The sequence below is a fragment of the Nocardioides albidus genome (genome assembly GCF_006335005.1).
Taxonomy (GTDB): Bacteria; Actinomycetota; Actinomycetes; order Propionibacteriales; family Nocardioidaceae; genus Nocardioides; species Nocardioides albidus.
Genome location: NZ_VDMP01000027.1, coordinates 441,608 through 457,034 on the forward strand (window position 1 = coordinate 441,608; position 15,427 = coordinate 457,034).

General features: G+C 71.0%; 16 protein-coding genes. 8 read left to right on the top strand and 8 right to left on the bottom strand.

The window, feature by feature from the left end; translation table 11 throughout:
- Positions 1-482 (top strand): class I adenylate-forming enzyme family protein (locus FHP29_RS22320; protein ID WP_205014290.1); only part of this gene is annotated, 482 nt, incomplete at its 5' end.
- Positions 483-559: 77 nt separating this feature from the next.
- Here FHP29_RS22320 and FHP29_RS20485 read toward each other — a convergent pair.
- Positions 560-2,203 carry an AMP-binding protein gene (locus tag FHP29_RS20485; RefSeq protein WP_139624698.1) on the bottom strand — a complete coding sequence of 548 codons (1,644 nt, stop codon included), beginning with the start codon at positions 2,201-2,203 and terminating at the stop codon, positions 560-562.
- A gap of 143 nt (positions 2,204-2,346) precedes the next feature.
- Here FHP29_RS20485 and FHP29_RS20490 point away from each other — a divergent pair, with 143 nt between their 5' ends.
- The 4 genes from FHP29_RS20490 to FHP29_RS20505 are packed head-to-tail and all read left to right on the top strand — an operon-like array spanning position 2,347 to position 5,531.
- Positions 2,347-3,348, top strand: a complete 1,002-nt coding sequence (locus FHP29_RS20490; RefSeq protein ID WP_139624699.1) for an NADP-dependent oxidoreductase — start codon at positions 2,347-2,349, stop codon at positions 3,346-3,348.
- 24 nt (positions 3,349-3,372) lie between these two features.
- Complete coding sequence (locus FHP29_RS20495) at positions 3,373-4,323, top strand: NADPH:quinone oxidoreductase family protein (protein ID WP_139624700.1); 951 nt, start codon at positions 3,373-3,375, stop codon at positions 4,321-4,323.
- Positions 4,320-4,841: a thioesterase family protein gene (locus FHP29_RS20500; RefSeq protein WP_139624701.1), complete on the top strand. Its 522-nt coding sequence runs from the start codon at positions 4,320-4,322 to the stop codon at positions 4,839-4,841. The genes FHP29_RS20495 and FHP29_RS20500 overlap by 4 nt, the downstream gene beginning before the upstream one ends.
- A 24-nt stretch (positions 4,842-4,865) precedes the next feature.
- On the top strand, positions 4,866-5,531 hold the full coding sequence (locus FHP29_RS20505; protein ID WP_139624702.1) for a TetR/AcrR family transcriptional regulator: 666 nt from the start codon (positions 4,866-4,868) through the stop codon (positions 5,529-5,531).
- A 25-nt stretch (positions 5,532-5,556) separates the two neighbouring features.
- On the opposite strand, the gene FHP29_RS20510 is transcribed toward FHP29_RS20505, so the two are convergent.
- From FHP29_RS20510 to FHP29_RS20530, 6 genes are all read right to left on the bottom strand, one after another.
- Positions 5,557-6,351: an ABC transporter ATP-binding protein gene (locus tag FHP29_RS20510; RefSeq protein WP_139624703.1), complete on the bottom strand. Its 795-nt coding sequence runs from the start codon at positions 6,349-6,351 to the stop codon at positions 5,557-5,559.
- On the bottom strand, positions 6,344-7,384 hold the full coding sequence (locus FHP29_RS22325) for an ABC transporter ATP-binding protein (protein ID WP_205014297.1): 1,041 nt from the start codon (positions 7,382-7,384) through the stop codon (positions 6,344-6,346). Before FHP29_RS22325 ends, FHP29_RS20510 begins: the two co-directional genes overlap by 8 nt.
- Positions 7,291-8,172 (bottom strand): ABC transporter permease, encoded by an 882-nt coding sequence (locus FHP29_RS22330; RefSeq protein WP_205014298.1) that lies wholly within the window; start codon positions 8,170-8,172, stop codon positions 7,291-7,293. Before FHP29_RS22330 ends, FHP29_RS22325 begins: the two co-directional genes overlap by 94 nt.
- Entirely contained in the window at positions 8,165-9,190 is a 1,026-nt protein-coding gene (locus FHP29_RS20520) for an ABC transporter permease (protein WP_139624704.1), read from the bottom strand. The genes FHP29_RS22330 and FHP29_RS20520 overlap by 8 nt, the downstream gene beginning before the upstream one ends.
- A 1-nt stretch (position 9,191) precedes the next feature.
- Positions 9,192-10,751: an ABC transporter substrate-binding protein gene (locus FHP29_RS20525; protein ID WP_139624705.1), complete on the bottom strand. Its 1,560-nt coding sequence runs from the start codon at positions 10,749-10,751 to the stop codon at positions 9,192-9,194.
- A gap of 34 nt (positions 10,752-10,785) precedes the next feature.
- The gene (locus tag FHP29_RS20530) at positions 10,786-11,991 is read right to left on the bottom strand and encodes a M20 metallopeptidase family protein (RefSeq protein ID WP_139624706.1); all 1,206 of its coding nucleotides are present in this window, start codon (positions 11,989-11,991) and stop codon (positions 10,786-10,788) included.
- Positions 11,992-12,098: 107 nt separating this feature from the next.
- Between FHP29_RS20530 and FHP29_RS20535 the strand changes: the two genes are divergently transcribed.
- Positions 12,099-13,130: an Lrp/AsnC family transcriptional regulator gene (locus FHP29_RS20535; RefSeq protein WP_139624707.1), complete on the top strand. Its 1,032-nt coding sequence runs from the start codon at positions 12,099-12,101 to the stop codon at positions 13,128-13,130.
- A 24-nt stretch (positions 13,131-13,154) separates the two neighbouring features.
- On the opposite strand, the gene FHP29_RS20540 is transcribed toward FHP29_RS20535, so the two are convergent.
- Positions 13,155-13,631, bottom strand: coding sequence for a MaoC family dehydratase (locus tag FHP29_RS20540; RefSeq protein ID WP_139624708.1), 477 nt, complete (start codon positions 13,629-13,631; stop codon positions 13,155-13,157).
- A 140-nt stretch (positions 13,632-13,771) separates the two neighbouring features.
- On the opposite strand from FHP29_RS20540, the gene FHP29_RS20545 reads away from it, so the two are divergent.
- Positions 13,772-14,575 (top strand): enoyl-CoA hydratase-related protein, encoded by an 804-nt coding sequence (locus FHP29_RS20545; protein ID WP_205014300.1) that lies wholly within the window; start codon positions 13,772-13,774, stop codon positions 14,573-14,575.
- 6 nt (positions 14,576-14,581) lie between these two features.
- On the top strand, positions 14,582-15,427 hold an 846-nt coding region (locus tag FHP29_RS22335), incomplete at its 3' end, for a biotin carboxylase N-terminal domain-containing protein (protein ID WP_275669461.1).

The following is a 15,427-nucleotide window of genomic DNA, read 5'->3' on the forward strand; positions in this document are numbered from 1 at the left end:
CCCAGCTCGGCGAGCTGGTCTCGCGGGGCGGCAACGTGATGACCGGCTACTGGAACCGGCCCGAGGCCACCGAGTCGACGATCGTCGACGGCTGGATGCACACCGGCGACATCGTGCGCGTCGACGACGCCGGCCGGATCCACATCGTCGACCGCACCAAGGACATCATCATCCGCGGCGGCGAGAACATCTCCAGCCTCGAGGTGGAGGGCGTCCTCGCCGCGGCGCCGACGGTCCTCGAGGCGGCGGTGATCGCCGTACCCGACGACGTGATGGGGGAGAAGGTCGGCGCGGTCGTCTTCGGCGGCGAGGACGACGTCGACGTGGACGCCGTGATCGCCCACTGCAAGGAGAACCTCGCCGACTTCAAGATCCCGCAGTACGTCTCCATCGCCAAGGAGCCGCTGCCGCGCAACGCCGGCGGCAAGCTGCTCAAGGCCAAGCTGCGCGAGAGCGCGGAGTGGGGCGCCCCGCTGCGCTGAGGGAACTGGTGGAGGCCGACCGTCCGGGCGCCGCAGGCGCCGGACGGACGGCCCCCCAACGGTGGTCTCAGCGTCGGTCAGGCGCGGGCGCTGTTCGCCGCGGCGGCGCGCTCGGCGAGCTCGTGCTTGCGGACCTTGCCGGTGTCGGTCATCGGGAGCTGCTCCTGCACCACCACGACCGGCACCTTGTAGGGCGCCATGTTGGCGCGGCTCCACTCCATCAGCTCCTCGGCGGTCGGCGACGCGCCGGGCTGGGGGACCACGAAGGCGACCGGGCGCTGGCCGGTGCGCTCGTCGTCGGTGGGCACCACCGCGACCGCCCCGACGGCGGGGTGCTGGGCGAGCAGCATCTCGACGTCGGCCGGGAAGACGCTCATCCCGTTGACCTTGATCATCTCCTTGCGGCGACCGAGGTAGTGCAGCAGCCCGAGCTCGTCGATCCGGCCGCTGTCGCCGGTGTGGATCCAGCCGTCGACGAGCTGCTCGCGGGTGGCCTCGTCGTTGCGCCAGTAGCCGGAGGTCACCGACGGGCTGCGCACGATGATCTCGCCGACCTCGCCGATCGGGACGGGGGTCTGGGTGCCGAACTCGACGACCGCGACGTCGGTGCCGGGGACCGGGAGGCCGGCGAACACGGGCTCGGCGAGGAGGTCCTGGTCGTCCTTCGCGAAGCCGTAGGGGGTGATGTCGATCGTGTGGGTCTCGGTCATGCCGTACGACGACTCGCGCAGCACCGATCCGGGGACCACGTCGGCCCAGGCCCGGCGTACCTCGGGCGACATCTTGCGCACGAAGGACACGGCCTGCGGATCCTGGAGGGAGCTGAGGTCGCGCTCGCGGATGTCGGGCAGGTCCATCAGCTCGAGGTAGTTCTCCACCGTCCCGGTCATCAGGGTGACCCGGTGCGCCTCGATCGCGTCGACGGCGTCGCGGGCGTTCCACCGGGCCATCAGCACGCTGGTGCCGCCGAGGACGAAGGGGATCAGGATGCCGAGGTCCTCGCCGGCGATCCAGAAGATCGGCAGGTAGCAGAGGCCGACGAACGAGCCGTCCTGCGGGATGTGCGTCGCGGTGGCGGCGCTGGCGACCGTGTAGACCATGTCGCCCTGGGTGTGCATGCAGCCCTTGGGGAGGCCGGTCGTCCCACCGGTGTAGTTGAGCGCGGCCAGCGAGTCGAGGTCGCCGTCGTCGTCCGGGTAGGGCTCGTGCGCGAGGGCGTCCTGCCACGTCGTCCCGTCGTCGACGACGGCCACGTCGAGCTCGCCGATCCGGTCGCGGGCGAGGTCCAGGGTGGAGAGCTGCGAGGTGGAGGTGATCAGCAGCCCGGGCTCGGCGTCGTTGATCTCGTGGGCGAGCTCGGCCGCGCCGAACATCGGGTTCACCGGCACGTGGACGGCGCCGAGACGCAGGATCGCCAGGAAGCAGAGCGCGAACTCCGGGCAGTTCCCGAGCTGGATCGCGACCCGGTCCCCGCGCCGTACGCCGGTGCTCGCCATCCAGCCGGCGAGGCGGCGGCTCTCGTCGTCGAGCTGGGCGTAGGTCCACGTCCGGTCCTGGAACCGCAGCGCGACCCGGTCCGGGGCCTGCTCGGCCCAGTGGGCGACGTGGGCCGGGACGGTCTGCGGAGTGCCGAGCGGATACTGGACCTCGGTCGGGATGCCGGCGGGGCGGACCCGCTCCTGGCGGGCGCGCAGGTCGGTGAGGTAGTCCTCGAGGTTCATGCTTCCTACTTTCGGATCCGGACCGTGTCAGCACGACGATAGAACCTGAATCCGGATTCGAACATAGTTGAATCCGGATTCATGTTGAGATAGCGTTCGGTGCTCGGCTCCAGGTGGGGCCATGGGTGAGTCGAGGAGCAGTCATGTCGTGGACGTCCAGGGAGATCCATCTCGCCGAGCGGCCCACGGGCTATCCCGACGACAAGACGTGGGCGTCGGTCACCGCCGAGGTCCCCGCCCCGGCGGCAGGCGAGTTCGTCGTCGAGGTCGACCACATCTCGCTCGACCCCGCGATGCGCGGCTGGCTCAACGACGTGCGCTCCTACATCCCGCCGGTCAAGCTCGGCGCGCCGATGCGCGCGCTGTGCACCGCCACGGTGATCGCCTCCGCGCACCCCGAGTTCGCGGTCGGTGACGCCGTCGTCGGCACCTTCGGCGTCCGCGAGCGTGCCGTCAGCGACGGCCGCGGTGTCACCAAGATCGACCTGGACGCCGCGAGTGCGCCCACCTGGCTCGGTGCGCTCGGCATGCCCGGCATGACGGCGTACTTCGGCCTCACCGACATCGGGCGCGCCCAGCCGGGCGACACGGTGGTCGTGTCCGCGGCCGCCGGAGCCGTCGGCAGCGTCGTCGCGCAACTGGCGAAGGCCATGGGCTGCCGCGTCATCGGCATCGCCGGCGGTCCCGACAAGGTCGCCTGGCTCAAGGAGATCGGCGTCGACGAGGCGATCGACTACAAGGCCGAGAACGTCCTCAAGCGGCTGCGCCAGATCGCGCCCGACGGCATCGACGTCTACTTCGACAACGTCGGCGGGCAGATCCTCGACGCCGCGCTGGCCAACCTGCGCAGGGGAGCGCGCGTCGTCATCTGCGGCGCCATCTCCACCTACAACGACCCGACCCTCGCCGAGGGCCCCCGCCGCTACATGTCGCTGCTCGTCTTCCGGGCATCGATGACCGGCTTCGTGGTCTTCGACTACGAGGACCGCTACCCCGAGGCGGTGGAGGCCATCGCGGGGATGATCGGCGACGGCCGGATGGTCGCCCGCGAGACCGTCCTCGAGGGAGGCGTGGACGCCTTCCCCGACGCCCTGCTCGGCCTGTACCGCGGCGTCAACACGGGCAAGCTCGTGCTCAAGGTCTGAACACACACAGGAGACGAAGGAATCATGCGCGCCATCCAGATCACCACCCTCGACGGACCCGAGGCGATCGAGCTCAACGACCTGCCCGACCCGACCGGCGAGGACCAGGTCGTCATCGACGTCCGAGCCATCGGCGTCGCGTTCCCCGAGCTGCTGCAGACCCGCGGGCTCTACCAGATCAAGCCCGACCTGCCCTTCGTCCCCGGAGCCGAGGTGGCCGGCGTCGTCGTCTCCGCGCCGGCCGACTCCGGACTCGCCGCGGGAGACCGGGTGGCTTCCCTGCCGCTGCTCGGCGGCTTCGCCGAGAAGGTCGTCGCGCGCCCCGACCTGACCTTCAAGCTGCCCGACGAGGTGAGCTTCGAGGAGGGCGCCTCGTTCATGTTCAACTACGGCACCTCCTATTTCGCGCGGATCGAGCGCGGCCATCTGGTCGAGGGCGAGTCGGTCCTCGTGCACGGTGCGGCCGGCGGGATCGGGACCAGCGCCATCCAGATCGCCAAGGCGTTCGGCGCCGGTCGGGTCGTTGCCGTCACGTCCACCGCGGAGAAGGGCGAGATCGCGGTCGCGGCGGGCGCCGACGAGTACGTCCTCGCCGACGGCTTCAAGGATGCGGTCGGCCAGAGCATCGACATCGTCGTCGACCCCGTCGGCGGCGACCGGTTCACCGACTCGCTGCGGACCCTGCGCGAGCACGGCCGACTGCTGGTCATCGGCTTCACCGGCGGCGAGATCCCCACGGTGAAGGTCAACCGCCTCCTGCTCAACAACATCGCCGTCGTCGGCGTCGGCTGGGGCGCCTACTCCCTGCCGCGTCCCGGGCACATCGCGACCCAGTGGGCGGCCATGGAGCCGCACCTGCGCAGCGGCGCGCTGAAGCCGGTCGTCGGCCCCACCTTCGCCCTGGACCAGGCGACCGAGGCGCTGCAGTGCCTCGAGCAGCGCAGCGCGACCGGCAAGGTGCTGCTGACGCCATGAGCGGCGCCGGAGCCCGCCGGGCGCTGCCGCGCGCGGACCAGGTCACGGCACTGCCCGTGGCCCGGGCGACCACCGCGCCCCCTGACTGGGAGGACCACAACGGTCACGTCAACGTGACCGGGCACTACCTGTTCCACATGCAGGCGTGTCACGACGCCTTCGCCGACCTCGGCATCGACCAGGACTACGTGCACCGCCACGGCCAGAGCGCGTTCAGCGTCGAGCACCACGTCAGCTTCTTCGACGAGGTGCTGGTCGGCCACGAGCTGAGCGCTCACCTGCTCGTGCTCGACCGCTCCGACAAGCTGCTGCACGCCGTCTCGGTGATGGTCGATCGCACGACGGACAGGATCGCGAGCTCCGTCGAGTTCGTCGAGGCGCACGTCGACCTCGCGACCCGGCGCACCTGTCCGTTCCAGCCGGACATCGCGAAGCGACTCGACGAGGTGCTCGAGGCGCATCGCGCGCTGGGGTGGACGTTCCCGCTCAATGGCAGCATGGGCCTGCGCCGAGACTAGATCCGACCATCGAGGAGGCCGAGGGTGAGCAACAGCAAGACCGAGGATGTCGACGTCCCGCCGCTCGCCGACACCTCGTCGTTCCGCGCGCCGCCGGCCACCGCGCGAGGAGCGCGCACCCGGGCGGCCCTGGTGGCGGCCGCGCGCGTCGTCTTCGAGCGCGACGGCTATCTCGACGCCAGGCTCACCGACATCACCGCCGAGGCGAAGTGCTCGACCGGGTCGTTCTACACCTACTTCGCGAGCAAGGAGGAGATCTTCCTCGCCGTCATCGAGGCCGCCCAGCACGACATGCTGCACCCCGGCTTCCCGCGCCTCGACGAGGACGAGGCCTCGCCGGCAGCGGTCATCCGGGCGTCGAACCGCGCCTACCTCGAGGCCTACAAGCGCAACGCGCGGCTGATGCTGATCCTCGAGCAGGTCGCGGTGATCGACCCGAAGTTCAGGGAGGTACGCCGCGCGCGCAGCCGGGCGTTCGCCGAGCGCAACGCGCGCGGGATCAAGCGCCTGCAGGCCCAGGGCCTGGTCGACCCCGAGCTGGACCCGGTGGTCGCGGCGCTGTCGCTGTCGGGCATGGTCGGGCGGCTGGCCTACAACGTCTTCTGTCTCGGCGACAAGGCGACGATGAAGCAGATGGTCGACACCACCACTCGACTGTGGATCAACGGCCTCAAGCTCAAGGACGAGTGATCGGCCGCCGGCCGCCCGGCCACCCTCAGTCGAGGCTGAAGGTGGCCGAGCCGGGAACGGAGGCGAGCAGGCGGCGCGTGTAGTCGTCGCGCGGGCTCTCGAAGACCTGCGCGCTCGGCCCCGACTCCACGACCTTGCCGTGGAAGAGCACCGTGACGTCGTCGCACACCTGCCGCACCACCGCGAGGTTGTGGGAGATGAAGACCATGGTGAGGTCGAGCTCGTCGCGGATGCGGGCCACCAGCTCGAGGATCTCCGCCTGCACGGACACGTCGAGCGCCGAGGTGATCTCGTCGGCGATCACGACCGACGGCTCGACGACCAGGGCACGAGCGATGGCGATCCGCTGGCGCTGGCCCCCGGAGAACTCGTGCGGATACCGGTGCATGTGGTCGGGGCTGAGCCGCACGAGCTCGAGCCACTGAGCGATCCGCTCCCGGTGCGACGACACCTGGGCACGCCGGGGGTCGATCGCCTCGGCCAGTGACTGGCCGATGGTACGGCGCGGATTCAGCGAGGAGTACGGATCCTGCGGCACCAGTTGGACCGTGCGACGGAAGTCGAAGATCTCCTTGCGCGACATCGACGTCACGTCGGCGCCGGCCAGCCGGATGCTGCCCGAGCGTGGCGTGACGATGCCGACGACGGCCTTGGCGAGCGTCGACTTCCCGGATCCGGACTCGCCGACCAGGCCGACGGTGCGGCCGCGGGGGACCGACAGCGACACGTGGTCGAGGACGTGCGCGGCGCCGGACCCGTGGCCGAAGGAGACGCACAGGTCCTCGACCTCGAGCAGGCCGGATGTCGTGGGCTCACTCATCGGGGTCCTCCGGTCCGTTCAGGGGAGAGTCCAGTCGGGGTGTCGCCGCGACCAGCTTGCGGGTGTAGGGGTGCTGGAAGTCGTTCTCGGCCAGCTGTGCCCAGGTGAGCTCCTCGACGATCTCGCCGTCCTTCATGACCAGCACCCGGTCGCACAGCTCCTCGACGACGCCGATGTCGTGGGAGATGAACAGCATCGACGTGCCGGCCTCGCGGTTCATCCGCTTCAGCTCGCGCAGGATGCCGGCCTGGACCGTGACGTCCAAGGCGGTGGTGGGCTCGTCGGCGATGATCAGTCGCGGGTCGTTGACCATCGCCGCGGCGATCATCGCGCGCTGCCGCATTCCTCCGGACAGCTCGTGCGGGTGCTGGCGCAGACGCCGTTCGGGGTCGGTGAGGTGCACGGTGCGCAGGCCCTCGAGCACCCGCTCGCGCGCCTCCTTCCGCGAGAGCCCACGGTGGGTGCGCAGCACCTCGCCCAGCTGCGATCCCATCCGCAGCGCCGGGCTGAAGGTCGTGCCCGGGTCCTGGTAGACGAGGGCCACCGACGTCGCCAGCTCGCGGGCCGGCACCCGGCCGCGCAGGTCGAGCTCGCCGACCCGGAGCTCGGCCGCCGAGGACTCCAGGCCGTCCGCGAGCAGGCGGGCCAGCGACATCGCCGTCAGCGACTTGCCCGACCCCGACTCGCCGACGACGCCGACGATCTCGCCGCGACGGATCCGGAAGGACACGCCGTGGACCAGCTCCTTGCCGTCGGTGGTCGACACGCGCAGGTCCTCGACGACCACGAGGTCGTCCTCCTCGCGCGCGACCTCCGCCGACCGGGCTCCCGGCGCGGCGCCGCGGCGTCCGCCCCTCCGGCCACCGGAGGACCGGGGATCGGCGGCCGCGGCCAGACCATCGCCGACGAGCATCGCGGCGAGGATGGTGAGCACGATCATCAACGCCGGACCGACCACCTGGGTCGGACGGGTGTAGATCGCGGGCAGGGCGTCGACGAGCAGCTTGCCGTAGTCGTAGTGCGGGGACTGCACGCCGAGGCCGACGANTCGGTGGTCGCCGTATCATTAAAAAAGCCGTAGTCGTAGTGCGGGGACTGCACGCCGAGGCCGACGAACGACAGCGCGGAGAGCTCCATCAGCGCGACGGCGAAGCCGGTCGCGATCAGGATGAGCATCGGCTCGGCGATGTTGGGCAGGATGTGTCGGGTGACGAGCCGTCCGGACGGGACGCCGAGCAGCCGGGCCGTCACGACGAACTCGCGGTGGGCGACCGACGACGCGAGGTTGGCGGTGAGCCGGGCGAAGGCCGGGATGCCCGCCACGCCGATGCCGATCACCACGGCGACGCCGCCCGCGCCCAGGATCGCGGTCACGATCAGCGCGACCAGCAGGCCCGGATAGGAGACGGCGGTCTCGAGGACGCGCAGTCCGCCCTCGCGGACCCGCCGCGGGGCGACCCACAGCGCCGCGCCGAGCAGGACGCCGCACACGACGGACACGGCGGTCGCCAAGGTGGCCATGATGAGGGTGAGCCGGGTCGCGACCAGGGACCGGGCGAGCATGTCGTGGCCGAACTCGTCGGTGCCGAACCAGTGCTTCGCCGACATCGGCTGGCTGACGTCCTTGCTGATGTCGTTCGCGCTGTCCGAGAGCACGAACGGGGCGATGATGCCGATCAGCACAAGCAGGCCGAGCAGGGTCAACCCGGTGACCAGGGCGAAGTTCCAGTGGAAACGCCCCGGCGGGGGTGCCTCGACGTCGGCCGTGACCGGCACGATGCCGGGGGCCGGGGCGGCCGGCTGGCCGGTCACGTCACGCATGGCGTCCTCCCAGGGTGCGGGGGTCGATGATGCCGAGGATGGTGTCGATGGCGAGGGTCAGCAGGGCCGCGATGATGCCGAGGATCAGGACGATCCCCTGGATCACCGGGTAGTCCTTGGCGAGGATCGCGCGGACCAGGCCCAGGCCGAGACCGGGGACCGAGAACACGGTCTCGACGACGATGGCGCTGCCGAGCATCGCGGTGAGGATGAGCCCGCTGAGGGTCAGCGTGCTCGTCATCAGCGACGGGAACGCGTACTTGCCGTAGAGGCGGAGGGTCCCGAGGCGCCAGCCCCGCGCGGTTCGCATGAAGTCCTGCTCGAGGACGACGGCGATCTCGCGACGCACCACGCGCGCCATGATCATGATCGGGCCCACGGCCAGGCTGAGCACGGGAAGCACCAGTGATGCGGTCGGGTTCAGCTCGGAGTACGCCGGGAAGAGCAGGGCCAACGTCACCGGGAACAGCAGGATGAGCAAGGTGGCCATGACGTACGACGGCACCGCGGCCACGAGACCGGTCAGCACCGTGAACACCCGGTCCAGCCAGCGTCGGCGGCCGCCTCGGGTGAGGATGCCGACCGCCATGCCGAGCGGCACGGCGAGCAGGAGCACGACGGCCATCGCGACGAACGCGATGGTGCCGGTGAACCACAGCCGGGAGAGCACCACGTCGCGCACGCTGCCGCGCATCGAGAACGAGTCGCCCAGGTCGCCGCGCAGCAGCCCGCCGACGTAGTCGCCGAGCTGCTGCCACAGCGGCTTGTCCAACCCGAGCTGGTGGCGGGCTGCCTCCACCTGCGCCGCGGTGGCGTCCGACCCGGCCACCTGGACGGCCGGATCGCCGGGGATCAGCCGGACGATGAAGAAGGTCAGCAGGACCAGCACGACCATCGTGCCGAGGAGGCCCAGGGCCCGTTTGACCGCGAACTCCGCCCACGGGGACCGCCCCCGGCGGGCGGCGCCGCCGCCCGCCGGGGTGGGAGTCACGGAGTCCGTGACGCTCGGGGTGGACATGTCAGTCTTCGATCCGGACGGTGCGGTAGTTCAGGTTCCCGCCGGGCGCCCGGACGGTCACGTTCGAGGCCGAGGTGGTCTCCCAGGTGACACCGGACAGCGGCACGACGTCGTCGCGCTCGAGCAGCAGTCGCTGCGCGGTCTCGAAGGCCTCGCACTGGGCGTCCACGTCGGCCGTCTGCAGACCCTGCTTCAGCGCCTCCGCGGCCGGGGCGTTGTCGACGCCGGGGATGTTGCGCCCGCCCTTCTCCAGCGGCGTGCCGAGCACCCGGTCGAGCGAGGCGCTGATGATGCGGCCCGCGTTGATGTCGCCCATGAACGTGATGTCCCAGTCGCCGTTGGGCTTCTGCGTCTCGGTCGCCCAGGTCGCGTTGTCGACCTTCTGCAGGTCCACCTTCGCGCCGGCGTCGGTGAGCACGGCCTGGAGGTACTCGGCCCCCTTGCCGCTGTCGCCGAACGCGGTCGACGCGACCATCTTGATCTTGGCGCCCTTGAGGACGCTGGCCGCGGCTGCCGGGTCGTGCGGCTCGATGAGGGACTCGTCGTCCAGCGCGCAGGCGTACGACGACGGCACGATGCTGTTGAACAGGTCGGCCTTGCCGGCGGAGAACACGTTGTTGTAGGCGTCGCGGTCGATGGCGCGGGCGACGGCCTGGCGGGCCTCGGCGTTGTCCGCGAAGAAGTGGCCGGGGCGCTCGTTGAACATCACGTAGACGTTGGCGATGATGGTCTTGACGCGGTTGAAGTCGCCCTTGCTGACGCGGTCGATGTTCTCGCCGCCGAGGTTGGCGATCTGCAGGTCGCCGCTGAGCAGCTTGTTGGCGGCGGTCGCCTGGTCGGTGGCGATCGAGAAGACCAGCTTCGAGGCAGGCTTGCCGGTCAGCGGCTCGGCGAACTCCGGCCACGCGTCGTAGCCCTTGCGCAGCTCGTAGGTGTAGCTGACGCCCGGCTTGGTCTCACCGAGGGCGTACGGGCCCGAGAACGCGCCCTCGACGGTGCCGTTGGCCAGACCCTCGGGGTCCTTCAGGCCGGCCGGGCAGATGATGCCCGACTGGGGGATCGCGAGGCCGGCCGGGAGGACGGCGTAGGGCTCGCTGAGCTCGATCGACACCGTTCCGGCGGCGTCGTCGGCGGTGATCGTGGGCTTGCCGGGCCCGAAGACCAGCGGGGAGAAGACGTGGTCCCCGGCGTCGTTGTTGGCGAAGTACTTCAGCGAGTCGGCGACGACCGTGGGCGTGATCGCGGTGCCGTCGGCGCACGTCGCGTCGTCGCGGATGGTGAAGGTGTAGGAGGAGGCGGAGTCCTCGGTCCACTCGGTGGCCAGTGCCGGGACGAGGCCGTCGTCGTCGCGGGCGACCAGCGTGTCGTAGAGCAGGGAGTCGACCACGAAGTCGTCACCCGCGCGAGCGCGGGCCGGGTCGAAGGACGTCGGCGCGGCGGTCGACTCGGTGTAGAGCGTGGTGGAGGCGGAGCCTCCGGTGTCGGGTGCGCCGCAGGCCGTGAGCGCCGAGCAGGCGACGACGGCGAGACCGGCGAGGAGGGTGGCGGGACGTGTGTTCATCGGGTGTGACCTCTTCGGGATGGCGGGGAGGGGGTTAACGCGTGGGAGTGAGCCGGCCGACGGCCAGCGCAGCGTAGACGGCGGCGGCGTCGCCGAGGATGCTGTCGTCGAAGACCGCACGAGGGGAGTGGTTCGGCGCGGCGGAGCCGTGCTCCTGGTCCGGCGGGCAGGCGCCGAGGAAGATGAACGCGCCCGGCACCTCGGCCAGCACGCGGGAGAAGTCCTCGGACCCGGAGGTGGGGTTCGGCATGGTGACGTAGCGCTCGTCGCCGATCAGCTCGCCGATCACCCCGGCGCCGTAGGTCACCTCGGACCCGTCGTTGACCGTCACGGGGTACTGGCCGGCGATGCGGACCTCGGCGTCGACGCCGTGGGCCTGGGCGATGCTGTCCATCAGCGGCGGGATGAGCTGGACGAGCCGCTCCTCGGCCTCCCGGGAGAACGCGCGGATGGTGGCCTGGAAGGAGGCCGAGTCCGGGATGACGTTGCGAGCCGTGCCGGCTCGGACCATGCCCACGCTGACGACGACGGGGTCGAACACGTCGAAGCGGCGCGTGACCATGGTCTGGAGCGAGGTGATCATCTCGGCGAGCACCTGCACCGGGTCCCGGCCCAGGTGGGGCGAGGACCCGTGGCCGCCGGCGCCGCGCACGGTGACGTCCAGCTCGTACGACGCCGCCATCAGGGTGTCGGCGCGCGACGAGAAGACGCCTCCCGGCACATGGGTGGAGAGCACGTGCAGCCCGTAGGCGTGGTCGACCCGCCGGCCGGCCGCGTCGAGCACGCCCTCCCGGAGCATCACCCCGGCGCCGTCGTACCCCTCCTCGCCCGGCTGGAACATGAAGACCACGTCGCCGGCGAGGGTGTCGCGGTGCTGGCTGAGCAGACGGGCGGCGCCGACGAGCGCCGTCGTGTGCAGGTCGTGCCCGCAGGCGTGCATGTTGCCGTTGCCGGCGGCGTAGTCGAGTCCGGTCTCCTCGCCGACGGGCAGGCCGTCCATGTCGCCGCGCAGCAGGACCGTCGTCGGCTCGCCGCCGGCAACGGCGCCACCACGCAGGACCGCGGTCACGGAGGTGGTGTCGGTCCCGGTGCTGACCTCCAGCGGCAGGCCCTGGAGTGCTTCGAGCACCCGCTCCTGCGTGCGCGGCAGGTCCAGGCCGACCTCCGGGACCTGGTGGAGGTCGCGGCGCAGGTCGACCAGGTCGTCCTGCATCGAGCGGGCATCGTCTCGCAGATCCATGGGGCTCCTTCTCTCGGGGGGGCGGGTCCAAGTATTCGGAGTGGCGCTCGTCACACCCCGAAAGTTGGTAGGTTCCGATCGCTGACGGGGGAGAGGATGCAAAGAGCGTGCATGAGAGCCTGACCGAGGACGACATCGCGCTCATCCATGCGCTGCAGGTCCGCCCGCGGGCGTCCTGGACCCAGCTCAGCGAGGTGCTGGGGGTCTCGGTCAGCACGCTGTCCCGTCGGTGGGACCGGCTCACCGAGGAGCGTCTCGCCTGGGTGACCGCCTTCCCCACCTGGGATCCCGACTCCGCGATGGTGGTCGCCCTGATCGAGGTCGACTGCCTCGCCCATGCGACGACCACCGTCTGCGCCGCGCTGGCCCGGGACTCGCGGATCATCACGATCGAGCAGGCGGCGTCGGGTCGCGACCTGGTGCTGACCGTGATCGCCCGATCGTTCACCGAGCTCTCCGAGCTCGTGGTCGACGAGCTGCCGACGGTCGAGGGCATCGTCTCCCTCCGGACGCACCTGATCGCCGACCTCCACGTGGAGGGCTCGGCCTGGCGCCTCGACGCCCTCGACCGTGCTCAGCTGCGCGCGCTCGCGCGGATCCCGGGCCCCACCGGCGGCCCGGGGCAGCCGGACCTGCCCGGCATCCCGGAGTCGCTCGAGCCGCTGGTCCAGGCGCTGAGCCGCAACGGCCGGGCCAGTGCCGGGGAGCTCGCCGAGGAGCTGGGTCGCCCGGCCTCCACCGTGCGCCGGCAGCTGGCATGGCTCGTCGGCACCGGCAAGCTCAACTTCCGGTGCGAGGTCGCACAGACCCAGACCCGGTGGTCCGTGCTGGCGGAGTGGTGGTGTCAGGTGCCGGAGGAGGACCGGCCCCGGCTGGTGCAGGCGCTGCGCAGCCAGCCGATGGTGCGCATGGCGGCATCGCTCGCCGGCGTCACCAATTTCATCCTGACGATGTGGGCGCATTCGCCGGAGGAGGTGCTCACGATCCAGCGCTGGCTGCAGCGCCAGGTGCCGTCGATCCGGATCACGGATGCCGCCGTGATCATGCGCAACCCCAAGCGGATGGGGTGGATGCTCGAACCGGACGGGCGCGCCGCCGGGCCGGTGGTGCCGATCTGGCCCGAGCGACGCGCCCTGTGAGGAGCGACCGGAGAGTCGGTCCGATCAGCTCTCGCTGAAGCGCCCGATCGACTCGGCGACGACGATCGGCTTGTCGATGCCGTCGGCCTCGACGGTCAGCTTCGTCGTGACGTTGACCTGCCCCGGGGCGGTCTCGGTGACGTCGGTGATCTCGGCGCGCATCCGGATCTGCGAGTCGACGGGGAGCGGGTGGACGAAGCGGACCTTGTTGTAGCCGTAGTTGAGGCTGTGCGCGAACCCGTCGAACGCCATCAGCTCCTCCAGGAAGGTGGGCGTGCGGGCCAGGCTGTAGAGACCGTGCGCGATCGTCGAGCCGAAGGCGCTGCCGGCGGCCCGCGCGGGGTCGACGTGGATCCACTGGTGGTCGCCGGTGAGGTCGGCGAAGCCGTCGATCGCAGCCTGGTCGACGGTGTGCCATTCGGTCGGGCCCAGCTCGACGCCGAGGAGAGCCCGCAGGTCCTCGACGCTGGTCGGCCTGTGCCGCTGGGTGCTGTCGCTCATGGTTCGCTCCGGGGGTCGGGAGGGCAGGGGGACCGACGCTAGGTGAAGTTGACACCAGATTCAAGTATGTTCTTGACGTCGTGCCCGTCGTCCCCGAGACTCGTACTTGAATCCGAGTTCAACTATGTGATGGAGCTGTCTTGCCCGACGCCGCGTCTCCCGTCCTCGCCGAACGCCTGCCCGACGGCGTCCTGCTGCTCACGCTGAACCGTCCCGCTCGGCTCAACGCCTGGACGAGGGAGATGGAGGAGCTCTACTTCGATCACCTCCTGGCGGCGGACGAGGACCCCGAGATCCGCGCCATCGTCGTGACCGGTGCCGGACGCGCGTTCTGCGCGGGCGCCGACATGGACGACCTCGCGAAGGCCGGTGAGGCGACCCAGGCCGACCTCGACGCGCGACGGCCACAGACCACCCCGCTCTCGGTCCGCAAGCCGATCATCGCGGCCGTGAACGGTCCGGCGGTGGGTCTCGGCATGGTGCACGCGCTCTACTGCGACGTCCGGTTCGCCGCGACGGACACCGCCTTCCACACGGCCTTCGTGCGCCGCGGCCTGGTGGCGGAGTACGGCAGCGCCTGGCTGCTGCCCCGGCTGGTCGGGCACGGCAACGCCACCGAGATCCTGCTCTCCGGCCGGCCGGTCGGCGCGGAGGAGGCACTGCGGATCGGCCTCGTCTCCCGCGTCGTCGAGGCGGACCGGCTGCTCGACGAGACCGTCGCCTACGCGACGATGCTCGCCACGCAGTGCGCGCCCTCGTCGATCGCCACGATGAAGGCGCAGCTGACCCGGGCCGCCGGCTCGACCTTCGAGGAGGCCGCGACCGAGGCCGCCGAGCTGATGCTCGCCTCCTTCGGGACCGACGACCACACGGAGGGCGTCGCGTCCTTCGTGGAGAAGCGCGCGCCCCGCTTCGCGCCGCTGCCGACCATCGCAGGGAGCTGAGCTGACATGGACCAGCACACGGTGCTGATCGCCAACCGAGGCGAGATCGCGGTGCGCATCCACCGGGCCGCGCGCTCGCTGGGGCTGCGTACGGTCGCGGTCCACACCGCCGAGGACGCGGGCGCGTTGCACGTCCGGCTCGCCGACCAGAACGTCGCGATCGGGAGCTATCTCGACGCCGAGGAGCTGGTCGCGGTCGCCCGCGACGCCGGGGCCGGCCTGGTCCACCCCGGCTACGGCTTCCTCAGCGAGGACGCCGGCTTCGCGGCCCGCTGCGAGGAGGCAGGGCTGACCTTCGTCGGCCCCACGCCCGAGACGCTGCGCCTGCTCGGCGACAAGGCCAGCTCCCGCGAGCTCGCCGTCAGGCTCGAGGTGCCGGTCCTTCCGGCGACCCCCGGCGGGATCACCCTCGCCGACGCGGAGCGCTTCATGGCCGGTCTCGGCGCTGACGCCGCCGTCATGGTCAAGGCGGTCGGCGGTGGCGGTGGCCGCGGCATGCGTCCCGTGCACCGCCCCGAGGACCTCGCCTTCGCCCTGGAGCGGTGCAGCTCCGAGGCCGAGCGCGCGTTCGGCCGTGCGGAGCTGTACGCCGAGCAGCTGCTCGTGCGCGCCCGGCACATCGAGGTCCAGGTCATCGGCGACGGCACCGGCCAGGTCGCCCACCTGTGGGACCGCGACTGCACGATCCAGCGCCGCAACCAGAAGCTCGTCGAGATCGCGCCCGCGTCCACCATCCCGCTGGAGGCGCGGACGCCCCTCCTCGAGGCGGCCCGCCGGATGGCGGCGGCGGTCGACTACCGCGGGCTGGGCACCTTCGAGTTCCTCGTCGACCTCGACCGGCCCGAGCGCCAC

Coding starts and splice junctions, on each gene's coding strand:
- FHP29_RS20530 (WP_139624706.1), bottom strand. CDS start 11,991: ATGGATCTGCGAGACGATGCCCGCTCGATGCAGGACGACCTGGTCGAC.
- FHP29_RS20525 (WP_139624705.1), bottom strand. CDS start 10,751: ATGAACACACGTCCCGCCACCCTCCTCGCCGGTCTCGCCGTCGTCGCC.
- FHP29_RS20485 (WP_139624698.1), bottom strand. CDS start 2,203: ATGAACCTCGAGGACTACCTCACCGACCTGCGCGCCCGCCAGGAGCGG.
- FHP29_RS20520 (WP_139624704.1), bottom strand. CDS start 9,190: ATGTCCACCCCGAGCGTCACGGACTCCGTGACTCCCACCCCGGCGGGC.
- FHP29_RS20510 (WP_139624703.1), bottom strand. CDS start 6,351: ATGAGTGAGCCCACGACATCCGGCCTGCTCGAGGTCGAGGACCTGTGC.
- FHP29_RS20540 (WP_139624708.1), bottom strand. CDS start 13,631: ATGAGCGACAGCACCCAGCGGCACAGGCCGACCAGCGTCGAGGACCTG.
- FHP29_RS20500 (WP_139624701.1), top strand. CDS start 4,320: ATGAGCGGCGCCGGAGCCCGCCGGGCGCTGCCGCGCGCGGACCAGGTC.
- FHP29_RS20490 (WP_139624699.1), top strand. CDS start 2,347: ATGTCGTGGACGTCCAGGGAGATCCATCTCGCCGAGCGGCCCACGGGC.
- FHP29_RS20495 (WP_139624700.1), top strand. CDS start 3,373: ATGCGCGCCATCCAGATCACCACCCTCGACGGACCCGAGGCGATCGAG.